This window comes from Actinosynnema sp. CA-299493 (assembly GCF_050946825.1).
Taxonomy (GTDB): domain Bacteria; phylum Actinomycetota; class Actinomycetes; order Mycobacteriales; family Pseudonocardiaceae; genus Actinosynnema.
Genome location: NZ_CP191993.1, coordinates 1,551,092 through 1,565,784, shown reverse-complemented (window position 1 = coordinate 1,565,784; position 14,693 = coordinate 1,551,092). Strand labels below are relative to the sequence as shown.

Genomic DNA, 14,693 nt, shown 5'->3' with positions numbered 1-14,693 from the left:
CCTATCGTCCCCGGCGCTGCCCGCGCGACCTCGCACCGGGTCCGGCGTGGTGCTCGTGCCGGTCGGCGGCACCGCCTTCGTCCTGCTCGACCTGCCACTTCTCGTAGGCGTCCACGATGTCCGCGACCAGCCGGTGGCGGACCACGTCGTTGCTGGTCAGGATGGAGAAGTGGACGTCGTCCACGCCTTCGAGGATGTCCTTGACGACCTTCAGGCCGCTGCGCTGACCGCCGGGCAGGTCGATCTGCGTGATGTCACCGGTCACCACGATCTTCGAGCCGAACCCCAACCGGGTGAGGAACATCTTCATCTGTTCGGGCGTCGTGTTCTGCGCCTCGTCCAAGATGATGAACGCGTCGTTCAAAGTGCGACCACGCATGTAGGCCAGTGGGGCGACCTCGATCGTGCCCGCCTGGGTCAGGCGGGGGATCGACTCGGGGTCGACCATGTCGTGCAGCGCGTCGTAGAGGGGGCGCAGGTACGGGTCGATCTTCTCGTACAACGTGCCGGGCAGGTAGCCGAGCCGCTCGCCCGCCTCGACCGCCGGGCGGGTCAGGATGATGCGGTTGACCTGCTTGGCCTGCAGCGCCTGCACGGCCTTCGCCATCGCCAGGTAGGTCTTGCCGGTGCCCGCAGGGCCGATGCCGAACACCACGGTGTTCTGGTCGATCGCGTCCACGTAGTGCTTCTGGTTCAGCGTCTTGGGCCGGATGGTGCGCCCGCGCCGGGAGATGATGTCGAGGCTCAGCACCTCGGCGGGCGACTCCGCGGTGCCCGCGGACAGCATGGCGACCGTGCGGCGGACCGTGTCCTGGCCGACCTGCTGACCGCGGCCGGCGAGCGTGACCAGCTCGGCGAACACGCGCTCGGCGAACGCCACGTCGGCGGGCTGGCCGGAGAGCGTGATCTCGTTGCCGCGCACGTGCACGTCCGCGACCAGCAGTTCCTCGGCGAGCCGGAGGTTCTCGTCACGCGACCCGAGCAGGGCGAGCACCGCGCCATCGGGCACGGCGAACTTGGATTGGGCGTCGGCCGCCGCGGGGACTGGCTGCGGCGTGTTGTCGTCGGTACCGGCCACGTGGCCTCGGGCCCTCTTCCTGCGCGTTCGCGCCGTGCTCGGGTGGGTTCGACCTACCGCTCCCGATGCTAGCCGTCAGCACCGACACTCCGCACCGGAGTAAGGAACGGGTTGTGCACGGTGGGTGTGATCGAGGGCGTGGCGGAGTCGCGCGTGCTCACCCCCGACGACCGGCCTGCCCGCGTCCGCTTCGCGTCGGGCGGGAGCCGGCCGAGTGGGCGTTCCCGCTGCGGGGTCGGTGCCGGGTTCGGCGTGTTCGACGGCGGTGAGCTGGTCGGCACCGCCGTCGTCACCCGGTTCGGCGGGGAGTGCGCGGTGGTCGGCACGGTGCTGGTGGCGTCGAGCCACGGCGGGCTCGGGCGGCGGTTGGTGGAGCACGTGCCGGAGTTCGCGGGCACGCCGGTGGCGTCGTCGCACGCGACTTCGTACGGCAGCCGCGGCACGAGAGTCGGTGGGCCGGTGACGGCGCACGTCGGCGCGTTCGGCGGCACGGCTCAGGCGAGCGGGCCGAGCCGTCGTCCGCCGAGGACGTGCAGGTGGGCGTGGAAGACGGTCTGGCCCGCGTCGGCGCCGGTGTTGAACAGCAGCCGGTAGCCGCTGTCGGCGACGCCCTCGGCCTTCGCCACCTCGCCGGCGGCCAGGAACAGGTCGTCCAGCACGGTGGGCGCGGCGGCGGCCAGTGCCACGGCGTCCGCGGCGTGCGCCTTCGGCACCAGCACGACGTGCGTGGGCGCTTGGGGCGAGATGTCGCGGAACGCCAGCGTGGTGTCGGTCTCGTGCACCACGGTCGCCGGGATCTCGCGGGCGACGATGCGGCAGAACAGGCAGTCGGACATGGCTCCGCAGGCTACCCACCCCGCACGTCGCGCGTCCTGAGCGTTCAACTCGGGGGTCCTGAACGTAGGACACGGGGGTCCTGAACGTAGGACTCTCGCGTTCTGGACGTAGGACTCGCGCGGGTTCTAGGGGCGGGCGAGGCGGAGGGCGGCGGTGCGGCAGGCGGTCCAGGCCGGGGTGCCCGGGGTGATCAGGGCCATGTGGTCGGTGGCCGGGAGGGCGATCAGCTCGGCGCCGGAGGCGCGGGCGAACGCCTCGCTCTGGGCGAACGGCACGTCCTCGTCGTCCTCGCCGTGCACCAGGACCAGGGGTTTCGGGATGGGGAGCAGGGCGGCCGGCGACGCGTCGGCGTAGCGCGCGGGCACTTCGGCCGGGGTGCCGCCCAGCAGCTCGGCGGCGCGGCGGGTGATCCGCGGGTGCTGGAGGAAGTCGAGGACGCCCGCCTGGGCCACGGCGCCGACCACGCGGGGGTGGCGGGCGGCGGCCCACACCGCCAGGTGGCCGCCCGCGGAGTGACCCAGGGTGACCACCGGGCCGAGCGCGGGGTCGAGGGCGTCGATCGCGGCGAGCACGTCGTCACCGGTCTCCGGCCAACCGCCGCCGCCGGTTACCCGCCGGTACTCGATGTTGTGCGCGGCCACGCCGTGAATGACCAGGTCAGCGGCCAACGGTCGGCCGAGTTCCAATCCGTGGCGCTGGTGCCAAAAACCACCGTGGATTACCACGATCACCGGAAACGATTCACCGGGTGGCGTGGAAAACTCGCCGAACTGACTCGGGTGCGGTCCGTAGACGATGCGCAATCGAAACCCCTTGGAGGCAAAAAAGAGGCCGCGTCGCGGTGGGACCTGGGGGTCGTCCCACCGCGACGCGGCGGCGCCGGACCGAGGGGGGAGGTGTCCGGCGAGTTCCGTCGAGGAGCCGATCTTGGTTAGACCAATGCAACCCCTCGGCCATCAGCGTAACCCCTATGTCAGGCGTTCGCCAGAAGAGGGCAACACCAATTACCGCCAGCGATCGGTCAGCACACCCAGCGCACCCAAAGCGACCGCGGCGGCGGTCGACGCTCGCAGAACGGTAGGTCCCAGTCGCACTACGTGCGCGCCCGCACCGGTCAACGTGGACAATTCCTCGTCGGTGATGCCACCTTCCGGTCCGACGACCAGCAGCACATCACCCGACGCGGGCAGCTGAACCGATCCGATGCCGGCGGAAGCGGATTCGTGCAAAACCAAAGTGACCGCCGAGGATGACGCCAACCGCGCGAGCCCGGACGTCGAGACGGGTTCCGCGACCGATGGCACGCGCGCCCGGCGTGCCTGCTTGGCCGCCTCACGCGCGGTGCCGCGCCAGCGTTCGAGGGCCTTCGCGCCGCGCGGCCCGTCCTCCCACTTCGTCACGCAGCGCGAGGCGCGCCAGGGCACGACCCCGTCCACACCGGCCTCGGTGGCCAGCTCGACGGCCAGTTCGCCCCGGTCGCCCTTCACCAGCGCCTGCGCCACGACGACCCGCACGCCCGGTTCGGGCACGGTCCACCGCTCGACGACGCGCAGCCGCAAGGAGTCCTTGAACGCCTCCGACACCACGCACCGCACCTGGGCGCCCGTGCCGTCGGAGAGCACCAGCTCCTCCCCCGCGCGCAACCGGCGCACGGTGGCCGCGTGCCGCCCTTCGGGGCCGTCCAGGACGGCCTCGTCACCGGGCGGCAGCGCGGCGACCAGGAAGACCGGCAGCGTCACCGGTGGTTGCGGCCGGACCGCAGCCGCGAGAAGAGCCCGCCGCCGCCCTTGCCGTTGTGCGCGAGCGTCGGCTCGTCCTCGCCACGCGACACGGCGAGCTCGCGCAGCAGCTCGGTCTGCCGGGCGTCGAGCTTCGTGGGCGTGACGACCTCCAGGTGCACGTGCAGGTCGCCGCGGCCGTCGATGCGACCGCTGGACCGCAGCCGGGGCATGCCGCGCCCGGTGAGCACCAGCTCGGTGTTCGGCTGGGTGCCGGGTTCGATCTCCAGCTCCTCCTCGCCGTCCAGCGTCTGCAACGGCAGCACCGCGCCCAGGGCCGCGGTCGTCATCGGGATGCGCACGGAGCAGTGCAGGTTCGCGCCGTCACGTTCGAAGACCTCGTGCGGCACCTCCTCGACCTCGACGTACAGGTCGCCCGCCGGTCCGCCGCCGGGGCCGACCTCGCCCTGGCCCGCGAGCCGCACCCGCATGCCCTCGGCCACGCCGGCCGGGATCTGCACCGAGATGGTGCGCCGCGAGCGCACCCGGCCCTCGCCCGCGCACTGCTGGCACGGGTCCGGGATGACCTCGCCCAGACCGCGGCACACCGGGCACGGCCGCGCGGTGACGACCTGGCCGAGGAACGAGCGCTGCACCGACTGCACCTCGCCCCGCCCGCCGCACGTGTCGCAGCGCACGGGGGACGAGCCGTCCGCGCAGCCGCTGCCGACGCACCGGTCGCACAGGATCGCCGTGTCGACGGTCAGTTCGCGCGACGCGCCCGCCGCGCACTCCTCCAGCGTCATCGACAGCCGGATCAGCGCGTCCGAGCCGGGCTGCACGCGGCTGCGCGGACCGCGTCCGCCACCGCCGCCCGCGCCGAAGAACGCGTCCATGATGTCGCCGAGACCGAATCCCGAGAACGGGTCGCCGCCACCGCGCATACCACCGCCGCCCGGCTCCAACGGGTCGCCGCCCAGGTCGACGACCTGCCGCTTCTTCGGGTCCGACAGGACCTCGTAGGCGGCGGTCACCTCCTTGAAGCGCGCTTCCTCGTTGGGGTTGACGTCCGGGTGCAGCTGCCGCGCGAGCTTGCGGTAGGCGCGCTTGATCTCGTCGGGAGTCGCGTTCTTGGAGACCCCGAGCGTGCCGTAGTAGTCCCTCGCCACCGTGTTTCCTCCTGCGAACGCGCTTCGACACGCGTCCGCTCGCTTGCGAAACGTCCTGCGGGACCGCGGTGTTCCCCGCCGTCACCGTCCGGTCAAGATCTCCCCCACGTAGTTGGCGACCGCTCGCACCGCCGCCATCGTGCCGGGGTAGTCCATGCGGGTGGGCCCCACCACTCCCATGCCGCCGAGCAGGTTGTCCCGGCTGCCGTAGCCGATGGACACGACCGAGGTGCTGCGCATCTCGGCCGCTTCGTTCTCCTCGCCGATGTGCACCAGGATGCGGCCGGGGTCGCGGGCCGCGGCGAGCAGCTTGAGCACCACGACCTGCTCCTCCAGCGCCTCGAGCACCTGGCGAAGCGAACCGGGGAAGTCTGCCACGTTGCGGGTGAGGTTCGCCGTGCCACCCAGGACCAGGCGTTCCTCGGGGTGCTCCACCAGCGACTCGATGAGCACCGTGCTCACCCGCAGCACGATGTCGCGCAGCTCGCCCGGCGACTCGTCGGGCAGCTTCGCGACCTCGGCCGAGGCGTCGGACAGCCGCTTGCCGACCATGGCGCCGTTGAGCATGGACCGGATGCGGGCCACGTTGTCCTCGGTGATCACGTCGCCGAGGTCGACCGAGCGCTGGTCGACCCGGCCGGTGTCGGTGATCAGCACCAGCATCAGGCGCGCCGGTGTGATGGCGAGCACCTCGATGTGCCGGACCGTGGAGCGGCTCAGCGTCGGGTACTGGATGACGGCGACCTGGCGGGTCAGCTGGGCCAGCAGCCGGACGCTGCGCCGCAGCACGTCGTCCAGGTCGTAGGCGCCTTCGAGGAAGTTCTGGATGGCCCTGCGCTCGGGCGTGGACAGCGGCTTGACCTCGCTGAGCCGGTCCACGAACAGGCGGTAGCCCTTGTCGGTGGGCACGCGGCCGGCGCTGGTGTGCGGCTGGGTGATGTACCCGTCCTCTTCCAGCGTCGCCATGTCGTTGCGCACGGTCGCGCTCGACACGCCCAGGTTGTGCCGCTCGACCAGGGCTTTCGAGCCGACCGGCTCCTGGTTGGACACGTAGTCGGCGACGATCGCGCGCAGCACTTCGAACCGGCGCTCATCGGCGTTCACGCGCGTCACCTCCAGGACGGACAGGGCTGCTTCACCTTGAGTTTACGGAGGTTCGGGCCCGGATCGGAAAACCCGCTCGCCGCGCTTCGGTGCGATGGGTAGCTTCGACCGTGCTCACCCGCATCCAGACCGCCCTGCGCGACGCGATCAGGGCCGACGCCGAGCGCGTCGGACCGTTCCTGGTCCGCTTCGACGCGCACGGCGACAGCTCGTTCCTGAACTACGCCGTGCCGGACGAGGGCGCGGCGCCGACGCGGGGTGACGTGGACGCGCTGGTGGCGGCGTTCCGGTCGCGGGCGCGCACGCCGAGGCTGGAGTACCTGCGGCCGTCGCCGGTGGTGGACGCGGCGCTGGAGGCGGCCGGGTTCACCGTCGACCACCTGCTGCCGGTGATGGCGATCGACGACCTGGTCGCGCCGCCGTCGCCCGCCGGGCTGGCGATCGAGGCGGTGACCTCGGACGACGACCTGTTCGCGGTGTCGGTGGTGCAGAACACGGCGTTCGGCGTGGCCGGGCCGGTCGGCGCGGAGGACGTGGCGCGGCAGCGGTCGCTGTTGCGCGACGACGGGGTGATCGTGCTGGCCCGGTTGGCGGGCGAGCCGGCGGGCGCGGGGGCCTTCACCGCGCCGAGGCACGGGTTGTCGCAGGTGGCGGGCATCGCGGTGCCGGTGGCGTTGCGGAGGCGCGGCATCGCGTCGGCGGTCTGCGCCGACCTCACCGCGCGGGTGTTCGACGCGGGCTGCACACCGTTCCTGGAGACCGAGCCGGACGGGAAGGTGACCCGCCTCTACGGGGCGCTGGGCTACCGGACCATCGGGGAGTCCGCGTCGATCAGCCTGAAGTGATCACCCGCGCCCGGCTCCTTGGCTAGGGTTGCCGGCCGGAAAGCACCACGCCGCGACCACTGGGGGTCCCATGAGCGCCGACAAGGCCGCCAAGCTCGACGCCATCACGAAGTTCTTCGCCGCGTACGCCACCTACGACCTCGACGCCATGCGCGCCGTGATGACCGACGACATCGAGTGGACCATCCCGGGCCACCACCCGCTGGCGGGCGTCAAGCGGGGCGTCGAGGAGGTCGCGGCCTTCTTCACCGCGCTGGGCAAGGCGGGTTTCCAGGCCGACCCGCTGTTCCTGGAGGCCAACGACGAGTACGTGGTGGACGTGCACCGCGGCTGGACCACCGCGGGCGAGGGCAAGGTCGACACCCTGTGGGCCCTGCTGTGGCACTTCGACGACGACGGCCGGATCGACCGGGTGGTCAACCTGTCCGCGGACCAGCACCAGATGGACAGCTACATCTGGGCCAACTACACCCTCGCCGCGCTGCCGGACCGCCTCGCCTGACGCACCCCGCGACGGCCGCGGTCCGGACCGGGCCGCGGCCGTCGCGGTCAGGTGAGCCGGCGCACCACGGCGTCGGCGAGCAGCCGACCCCGGTCGGTGAGCACGCAGCGGCCCCGGTCGAGGGCGACCTGGTCGAGCAGGCCGTCGGCGGCGGCGGTCTTGGCCTCGGCCCGGCCCCCGTCGTCGAGGACGTCCAGCGGCAGGCCGGTGGCCAGGCGCAGCTCCAGCAGCACGCGTTCCACCCGGCGGTCGTCCTCGGCGAGGACCTCGCGTCCCGCGGCGGGTGACGCGCCGGCGGCCAGCAGCTCGGCGTACTTCGCCGGGTGCTTGACGTTCCACCAGCGCACGCCGCCGACGTGGCTGTGCGCGCCGGGGCCCGCGCCCCACCAGTCCGCGCCCTGCCAGTACAGCAGGTTGTGCCGGCACTCCGCCTCCGCCGACGCGGCCCAGTTCGACACCTCGTACCAGGTCAGGCCCTGTGCGGTCAGGGCGGCGTCGAGCAGCTCGTACTTGTCCGCGAGCACGTCGTCGTCGGGCATCGGCAGCTCGCCCCGGCGCACCCGGCGGGCCAGCGCGGTGCCCTCCTCCACGATCAGCGCGTACGCCGACACGTGGTCCACGCCCGCGTCGTGGACGGCGTCGAGCGACGAGCGGAGGTCGGCGAGGGTCTCGCCCGGCGTGCCGTAGATGAGGTCGAGGTTCACGTGCTCGAAGCCCGCCTCGCGGGCCTCCCGCGCGGCGGCGACCGGGCGGCCCGGGGTGTGCGCGCGGTCGAGCACGGCCAGCACGTGCCGGGCGGCGGACTGCATGCCCAGCGAGACGCGGGTGTAACCAGCATCACGGATGGCCGAGAAGAACCCGGCCGAGGTGGACTCCGGGTTGGACTCCGTGGTGACCTCCGCGCCCGGCGCGAGGCCGAACGACGACCGCACCGCGTCGAGCACCTGACCCAACCCCGCCGCGCCGAGCAATGACGGTGTGCCACCGCCGACGAACACCGTGTCCACCGCCGGGGGGACGCCCAGCACGGACGCGGCGAGGTCCAGCTCCCGTCGCAGACCCTCCAGCCAGGACGCCGGTGACGCGGAAGTGCCCAGCTCACCGGCGGTGTAGGTGTTGAAGTCGCAGTAGCCGCACCGGGTCGCGCAGAACGGGACGTGCACGTAGACCCCGAACGGGCGGTCACCGAGACCGGTGAGCGCGGAGGCGGGGAGTGAGCCGTCGGGCGGCGCGGGATCGCCGATCGGCAGAGCGGAGGGCATGACGCCCATTGTCCCACCTACCAGCAGCGCAACCCCGTCCCACGATGCGGATGGCGGTGGACCACGACGTGGACGCGTGGCACGCTGAGGCCCATGACATCGACCGGAGTCCGCCTGGTGGTCCGCCGCCACGTCGACTTCCGTCGTGTCTCCAGCGCGATGTGCCGTCGTTCGGCATAACCCGCGCCTGCCTTTTTGTTCCCGTCGGCGCCGGGTGCGCTGACGAGACCCCCACCACGGCTGTCCTGGGACTCGCACGCGCACCAGCGCCCCGAATCCCCGGAGGACGAGGATGGTCCCCCCGACGACGACGCCTCAGCGCACCAAGCAGCGCCGAGGTGAGGGGCAGTGGGCGCTGGGCTACCGCGAGCCGCTGAACCCGAACGAGCGGAGCAAGAAGGACGACAACCCGCTCAACGTCCGTTCGCGGATCGAGAACATCTACGCCCACGGTGGTTTCGACTCGATCGACCCGGCCGACCTGCGCGGCCGTTTCCGCTGGTACGGCCTCTACACCCAGCGCAAGCCCGGCATCGACGGCGGTCGCACGGCGACGCTGGAGCCGGAGGAGCTGGACGACGAGTACTTCATGCTGCGGGTCCGCATCGACGGCGGCAGGCTCACCACGCAGCAGCTCGCGCTGATCGGCGAGCTGTCCCAGACCTACGCGCGCGACACCGCCGACATCACCGACCGGCAGAACGTGCAGTACCACTGGATCCGCATCGAGGACGTGCCCACGATCTGGCGGAAGCTGGAGGACGCGGGCCTGACCACGATGGAGGCCTGCGGCGACAGCCCGCGCGTCGTCCTCGGCTCGCCGGTGGCGGGCATCGCCGAGGACGAGGTGGTCGACGGTACCCCCGCGATCGACGAGATCCTGCGCCGCTACATCGGCGACCCGCGCTTCTCGAACCTGCCGCGCAAGTTCAAGACGGCGATCTCCGGCCTGCCCGACACCGCGCACGAGATCCACGACGTGGCGTTCGTCGGCGTGGACCACCCCGAGCACGGCCCCGGCTTCGACCTGTGGGTCGGCGGTGGCCTGTCCACCAACCCGATGATCGGCAAGCGGCTCGGCGCGTGGGTGCCGCTGGACGAGGTGCCGGACGTGTGGGAGGGCGTGATCAGCGTCTTCCGCGACTACGGCTACCGCAGGCTGCGGCACCGCGCCCGGATCAAGTTCCTGGTCGCCGACTGGGGCCCGGAGAAGTTCCGCGAGGTCCTGGAGACCGAGTACCTCAAGCGCAAGATGGTCGACGGCCCGGCGCCGGAGAACCCCGCGACGCCCCGCGACCACATCGGCGTGCACCGGCAGAAGGACGGCCTGTTCTACATCGGCGCGGCCCCGATCGCGGGCCGGGTGTCCGGTTCCACGCTGGTCGAGGTGGCCAAGGTGGTGGAGCGGGCGGGTTCGGGCCGGGTCCGGCTGACGCCGCAGCAGAAGCTCGTGGTGCTGGACGTGCCCGAGGCCGAGGTGAAGGGCCTCCAGGCGGACCTGGCGAAGCTGGGGTTGCAGACCGAGCCGTCGCCGTGGCGGCGTGGCGTGATGGCCTGCACCGGCATCGAGTTCTGCAAGCTCGCGATCGTCGAGACCAAGGCGCGCGCGGTGGACCTGGTGTCCGCGCTGGAGACGCGGCTGGCCGACGTCGTGGCGGGCGTCACCGAGCCGATCTCCGTGCACATCAACGGCTGCCCGAACTCGTGCGCCCGGATCCAGACCGCGGACATCGGGCTCAAGGGCCAGATCGTCACCGACGCCGACGGCAGGCAGGTCGAGGGCTTCCAGGTGCACCTGGGCGGCGGGCTCGGCCTGGACGCCGGGTTCGGCCGCAAGCTGCGCGGCCACAAGGTCACCGCCGCCGAGCTGTCGGACTACGTCGAGCGCGTGGTGCGCAACTTCGTGGCCGAGCGCGAGACCGACGAGCGGTTCGCGCAGTGGGTCGCCCGGGCGGACGAGGGTGATCTGAAGTGAGCGAGCGCGCTACGCCGTTCTACTGCCCCTACTGCGGCGACGAGGACCTCCGTCCCGAGGAGGAGCCCGGCCACTCGTGGCTGTGCGCCTCCTGCCGCCGCGTGTTCACCGTGAAGTTCGTTGGTCTCAACCTTCCTCAGGAGGTGCAGCGATGACCGCCCCCACCAGGGTCGAGGAACTGAAGGTGATCGCCGAGGCCGCTTCGGTCGAGCTGGCGGACGCCAGTGCCGAAGAGGCGCTCGCGTGGACCGCCCGCACGTTCGGCGAGAGCTGGATCGTCGCGTCGAACATGCAGGACGCCGTCCTGGTCGACCTGGCCACCAAGGTCAAGCCGGACGTGGACGTGCTGTTCCTGGAGACCGGCTACCACTTCGCCGAGACCATCGGCACGCGGGACGCCGTGGACCTGGTCTACCCGGGCGTGCACATCGTCAACGCCGCGGCCGAGCAGTCGGTGGCCGACCAGGAGGCCCGGTTCGGCCTGCTGAACCAGACCGACCCGACCCGGTGCTGCCAGCTGCGCAAGGTCATCCCGTTGCAGCGCACGCTGAAGGACTACGACGCGTGGGTCACCGGCGTGCGCCGCGTGGACGCGCCGACCCGGGCGAACACGCCGATCGTCACGTGGGACGAGCGCAACGGCCTGGTGAAGGTCAACCCGATCGCGCCCTGGTCCGACGACGAGTTCAACGCCTACATCGCCGAGCACGGGATCCTGGAGAACCCGCTCGTGCAGGCGGGTTACCCCTCCATCGGCTGCGCGCCGTGCACCGCGAAGCCGTTGCCGGGCGCCGACGCCCGCAGCGGCCGGTGGGCGGGCCAGTCCAAGACCGAATGCGGGTTGCACGGATGACCACCGCGACAGCTCTCGACACGTTGGGCCGCCTGGAGTCCGAGGCGATCCACATCTTCCGCGAGGTGGCGGGCGAGTTCGACCGGCCGGTGATCCTCTTCTCCGGCGGCAAGGACTCCACCCTGCTGCTGCACCTCGCGGTCAAGGCGTTCTGGCCGGCGCCGGTGCCCTTCCCGCTGCTGCACGTGGACACCGGGCACAACTTCGACGAGGTCATCGAGTTCCGCGACAAGGTCGTGGCCCAGCACGGATTGCGGCTGGAAGTCGCCAAGGTGCAGGACTACATCGACGACGGCCGGCTGGCCGAGCGCCCCGACGGCACGCGCAACCCGTTGCAGACCGTGCCGCTGCTGGACGCGATCACCGGCCACAAGTTCGACGCGGTGTTCGGCGGCGGTCGCCGGGACGAGGAGCGGGCCCGCGCCAAGGAGCGGATCTTCAGCCTGCGCAACTCCTTCGGCCAGTGGGAGCCGCGCCGGCAGCGCCCGGAGCTGTGGAACCTCTACAACGGCCGGCACCGCCCCGGCGAGCACGTCCGGGTGTTCCCGCTGTCCAACTGGACCGAGCTGGACGTGTGGCACTACATCGCCCGCGAGGGCATCGAGCTGCCGTCGATCTACTACGCCCACCGGCGCGAGGTGTACCTGCGCGACGGGATGTGGCTGGCGGAAGGTCCGTGGGGCGGTCCCCGCGAGGGCGAGGAGAAGCTCGAGAAGACCATCCGCTACCGGACCGTCGGCGACGGGTCGTGCACCGGGGCGGTCGAGTCCGACGCCGCCGACATCGAGGCCGTCATCGCCGAGGTGGCGGCCAGCAGGCTCACCGAGCGCGGCGCGACCCGCGCGGACGACCGGCTGTCCGAGGCCGCCATGGAAGACCGCAAGCGGGAGGGCTACTTCTAGATGAGCGACCTGTTGAGGTTGGCGACGGCGGGCAGCGTGGACGACGGCAAGTCCACCCTGGTCGGCAGGTTGCTGTACGACACCAAGTCGGTGCTGGCCGACACGCTGGACGCGGTGCACCGCGCCAGCGCCGACCGCGGCCTGACCACGCCCGACCTGTCGCTGCTGGTGGACGGGCTGCGCTCGGAACGCGAGCAGGGCATCACCATCGACGTGGCCTACCGCTACTTCGCCACGCCCAAGCGCTCGTTCGTGCTGGCCGACACCCCCGGTCACGTGCAGTACACCCGCAACACGGTGACCGGCGCGTCCACCGCGCAGCTCGGCGTCCTGCTGGTCGACGCGCGCAAGGGCGTCATCGAGCAGACCCGGCGGCACGCGGCCGTGCTGGCGCTGCTCGGCGTGCCGCGCCTGGTGCTGGCGGTCAACAAGATCGACCTGGTGGACTTCGACGAGGTGACGTTCGCCCGCATCGCCAAGGAGTTCACCGCGCACGCCACCGCCCTCGGGTACGCCGAGGACGCCGTGGTGGGGATCCCGGTGTCCGCGCTGGCGGGCGACAACGTGGTGGAGCGCTCGGCGCGGACGCCCTGGTACGACGGCCCGACGCTGCTGGAGCACCTGGAGACGGTGCCGGTCGAGCCGGACGCGCACGACGCGCCGTTCCGCTTCCCCGTGCAGTACGTCATCCGCCCGCGCACCGCCGAGCACCCGGACTACCGCGGTTACGCGGGCCAGGTCGCGGCGGGCACCGTGCGGGTCGGCGACGAGATCGCCGTGCTGCCCGCCGGGCTGCGCTCCACGGTGACCGGCATCGACACCGCCGACGGCCCGTTGCAGGAGGCCGCCGCGGGCCACTCGGTGACCCTGCTGCTGGCGCACGACCTGGACGTCTCGCGCGGCGACCTGATCGCCACCGCCGGGCAGCCGCCGAAGGTGACCGACGAGTTCGACGCCACGGTGTGCTGGCTGTCGGAGAAGGCGTTGACGCCGGGCGCGCGCGTGCTGGTCAAGCACGGCACGCGGACCGTGCAGGCGATCGTCACCGAGCTGCGCACCCGGTTCGACGAGCAGAAGCTCGGCAGCACCGACGCGCCGGGCTCCCTGTCGCTCAACGAGATCGGCCAGGTCTCGGTGCGCACTGCGGAGCCGATCCCGGTGGACGACTACACGAAGGACCGCCGCACGGGGGCGTTCCTGGTCATCGACGCGGCCGACGGCAGCACGCTCGCCGCCGGGCTCGTGGGTGCGCCGCTGCCGGAGGTGGACGGCGTGGACAGCTGTACCGAGGGCGGCGACGCCGCCCTGCCCGACAACCACGCCCTCGTCTCCCCCGGTCCCTGACCCAGAAAGGCCACCGCCGCCGTGAGCAGCCGCATCCTGACCAAGTCCCTGGCCATAGCCACCGCCCTCGTCGCCCTCGCCGCCTGCTCGCGAGCTGACACCGGGGTCGACGGCAACACCGCGCCCTCGCAGGACAAGGGGGCTGCCGCGGAGATCCGCCTCGGCTACTTCCCCAACGTCACCCACGCCGCCGCGCTGATCGGCGTCGACAAGGGCCTGTTCACCAAGGAACTCGGCAGCACCAAGCTCACCACCCAGACGTTCAACGCGGGTCCCGAGGCGGTCAACGCGCTGCTCGGCGAGTCGCTGGACGCCACGTTCATCGGCTCCGGCCCGGCCATCAACGCCTACGCCAAGTCCAAGGGCGAGGCGGTCCGGCTCATCTCCGGCGCCACGTCCGGCGGCGCGCAGCTGGTGGTCGCGCCCGACATCGCCTCGCCCGCCGACCTCAAGGGCAAGGTCATCACCACCCCGCAGCTCGGCAACACGCAGGACGTCGCGCTGAAGAAGTGGCTGTCCGACGAGAAGCTGGCCATCGGCGCGGGCGCCGACCAGGTGAACGTCACCAACACGGAGAACTCGCAGTCGCTCGACCTGTTCAAGAAGGGCGACGTGCAGGGCGCGTGGGCCCCGGAGCCGTGGTCGTCGCGGCTCGTGCTGGACGCGGGCGCGAAGGTGCTGCTGGACGAGAAGGACCTGTGGGAGGGCGGCAAGTTCCCGACCACGGTGCTGCTGGTGCGCACCAAGTTCCTCCAGGAGCACCCGCAGACGGTCGAGGCGCTGTTGCGCGGCCACCTCGCGGCCACGGACTTCGCCCTCAACGGCAAGGCCGAGGCCAAGCAGATCATCAACAAGGCGCTCAAGGACCTCACCGGCAAGGCGCTGGGCGAGCCGGTGCTGGACCGGGCGTTCGACAACATCGAGCTGACGGTCGACCCGCAGGCCAAGAGCTTCCCGCGGCTGGCGCAGGACGCGGTGACGGCGGGAGTGGCGAAGGAAGCCGCCGACGTGGCCGGGCTCGCCGACTTCACGTTGTTGAACAAGGTGCTCTCGGCGGCGGGCAAGCCGACCGTGGACACCGCCGGGCTGGACAAGAAGTAACTC

Annotated in this window: 16 protein-coding genes; 8 read left to right on the top strand and 8 right to left on the bottom strand. The window is 71.7% G+C overall.

Features of this window, described 5'->3' with window-relative positions; all coding sequences use genetic code 11:
- Position 1: 1 nt before the first annotated feature.
- From ACQPYE_RS07495 to hrcA, 7 genes are all read right to left on the bottom strand, one after another.
- On the bottom strand, positions 2–1,078 hold the full coding sequence (locus ACQPYE_RS07495) for a PhoH family protein (RefSeq protein ID WP_498720201.1): 1,077 nt from the start codon (positions 1,076–1,078) through the stop codon (positions 2–4).
- Between the two features lie 68 nt (positions 1,079–1,146).
- The gene (locus tag ACQPYE_RS07490; protein ID WP_498720200.1) at positions 1,147–1,521 is read right to left on the bottom strand and encodes a hypothetical protein; all 375 of its coding nucleotides are present in this window, start codon (positions 1,519–1,521) and stop codon (positions 1,147–1,149) included.
- Positions 1,522–1,572: 51 nt separating this feature from the next.
- Positions 1,573–1,914, bottom strand: a complete 342-nt coding sequence (locus ACQPYE_RS07485; RefSeq protein WP_498720199.1) for a histidine triad nucleotide-binding protein — start codon at positions 1,912–1,914, stop codon at positions 1,573–1,575.
- A 126-nt stretch (positions 1,915–2,040) separates the two neighbouring features.
- The gene (locus ACQPYE_RS07480; protein WP_498722856.1) at positions 2,041–2,640 is read right to left on the bottom strand and encodes an alpha/beta hydrolase family protein; all 600 of its coding nucleotides are present in this window, start codon (positions 2,638–2,640) and stop codon (positions 2,041–2,043) included.
- 279 nt (positions 2,641–2,919) lie between these two features.
- Entirely contained in the window at positions 2,920–3,654 is a 735-nt protein-coding gene (locus ACQPYE_RS07475; protein WP_498720198.1) for a 16S rRNA (uracil(1498)-N(3))-methyltransferase, read from the bottom strand.
- A complete protein-coding gene (dnaJ, locus tag ACQPYE_RS07470) occupies positions 3,651–4,802 on the bottom strand; it encodes a molecular chaperone DnaJ (protein WP_498720197.1) in 1,152 nt (383 codons plus the stop codon). The genes ACQPYE_RS07475 and dnaJ overlap by 4 nt, the downstream gene beginning before the upstream one ends.
- A gap of 81 nt (positions 4,803–4,883) precedes the next feature.
- Positions 4,884–5,906, bottom strand: a complete 1,023-nt coding sequence (gene hrcA / locus ACQPYE_RS07465) for a heat-inducible transcriptional repressor HrcA (RefSeq protein ID WP_498720196.1) — start codon at positions 5,904–5,906, stop codon at positions 4,884–4,886.
- Between the two features lie 110 nt (positions 5,907–6,016).
- Between hrcA and ACQPYE_RS07460 the strand changes: the two genes are divergently transcribed.
- Complete coding sequence (locus tag ACQPYE_RS07460) at positions 6,017–6,751, top strand: GNAT family N-acetyltransferase (protein WP_498720194.1); 735 nt, start codon at positions 6,017–6,019, stop codon at positions 6,749–6,751.
- A 70-nt stretch (positions 6,752–6,821) separates the two neighbouring features.
- Positions 6,822–7,253, top strand: coding sequence for a nuclear transport factor 2 family protein (locus ACQPYE_RS07455; protein ID WP_498720193.1), 432 nt, complete (start codon positions 6,822–6,824; stop codon positions 7,251–7,253).
- Positions 7,254–7,300: 47 nt separating this feature from the next.
- On the opposite strand, the gene hemW is transcribed toward ACQPYE_RS07455, so the two are convergent.
- A complete protein-coding gene (gene hemW / locus ACQPYE_RS07450; protein WP_498720191.1) occupies positions 7,301–8,515 on the bottom strand; it encodes a radical SAM family heme chaperone HemW in 1,215 nt (404 codons plus the stop codon).
- 292 nt (positions 8,516–8,807) lie between these two features.
- Between hemW and ACQPYE_RS07445 the strand changes: the two genes are divergently transcribed.
- The 6 genes from ACQPYE_RS07445 to ACQPYE_RS07420 are packed head-to-tail and all read left to right on the top strand — an operon-like array spanning position 8,808 to position 14,690.
- Complete coding sequence (locus ACQPYE_RS07445; protein WP_498720190.1) at positions 8,808–10,490, top strand: nitrite/sulfite reductase; 1,683 nt, start codon at positions 8,808–8,810, stop codon at positions 10,488–10,490.
- Entirely contained in the window at positions 10,487–10,645 is a 159-nt protein-coding gene (locus ACQPYE_RS07440) for an Insertion element protein (protein WP_498720188.1), read from the top strand. The genes ACQPYE_RS07445 and ACQPYE_RS07440 overlap by 4 nt, the downstream gene beginning before the upstream one ends.
- On the top strand, positions 10,642–11,343 hold the full coding sequence (locus ACQPYE_RS07435; RefSeq protein WP_498720187.1) for a phosphoadenylyl-sulfate reductase: 702 nt from the start codon (positions 10,642–10,644) through the stop codon (positions 11,341–11,343). Before ACQPYE_RS07440 ends, ACQPYE_RS07435 begins: the two co-directional genes overlap by 4 nt.
- Positions 11,340–12,245, top strand: a complete 906-nt coding sequence (gene cysD / locus ACQPYE_RS07430; protein WP_498720186.1) for a sulfate adenylyltransferase subunit CysD — start codon at positions 11,340–11,342, stop codon at positions 12,243–12,245. The genes ACQPYE_RS07435 and cysD overlap by 4 nt, the downstream gene beginning before the upstream one ends.
- Positions 12,246–13,589: a sulfate adenylyltransferase subunit 1 gene (locus ACQPYE_RS07425; RefSeq protein WP_498720184.1), complete on the top strand. Its 1,344-nt coding sequence runs from the start codon at positions 12,246–12,248 to the stop codon at positions 13,587–13,589.
- 21 nt (positions 13,590–13,610) lie between these two features.
- Positions 13,611–14,690, top strand: coding sequence for an ABC transporter substrate-binding protein (locus ACQPYE_RS07420; protein ID WP_498720182.1), 1,080 nt, complete (start codon positions 13,611–13,613; stop codon positions 14,688–14,690).
- The last annotated feature ends 3 nt before the right edge of the window (positions 14,691–14,693 follow it).

Coding starts and splice junctions, on each gene's coding strand:
- ACQPYE_RS07485 (WP_498720199.1), bottom strand. CDS start 1,914: ATGTCCGACTGCCTGTTCTGCCGCATCGTCGCCCGCGAGATCCCGGCG.
- ACQPYE_RS07455 (WP_498720193.1), top strand. CDS start 6,822: ATGAGCGCCGACAAGGCCGCCAAGCTCGACGCCATCACGAAGTTCTTC.
- hemW (WP_498720191.1), bottom strand. CDS start 8,515: ATGCCCTCCGCTCTGCCGATCGGCGATCCCGCGCCGCCCGACGGCTCA.
- ACQPYE_RS07445 (WP_498720190.1), top strand. CDS start 8,808: ATGGTCCCCCCGACGACGACGCCTCAGCGCACCAAGCAGCGCCGAGGT.
- ACQPYE_RS07435 (WP_498720187.1), top strand. CDS start 10,642: ATGACCGCCCCCACCAGGGTCGAGGAACTGAAGGTGATCGCCGAGGCC.
- cysD (WP_498720186.1), top strand. CDS start 11,340: ATGACCACCGCGACAGCTCTCGACACGTTGGGCCGCCTGGAGTCCGAG.
- ACQPYE_RS07425 (WP_498720184.1), top strand. CDS start 12,246: ATGAGCGACCTGTTGAGGTTGGCGACGGCGGGCAGCGTGGACGACGGC.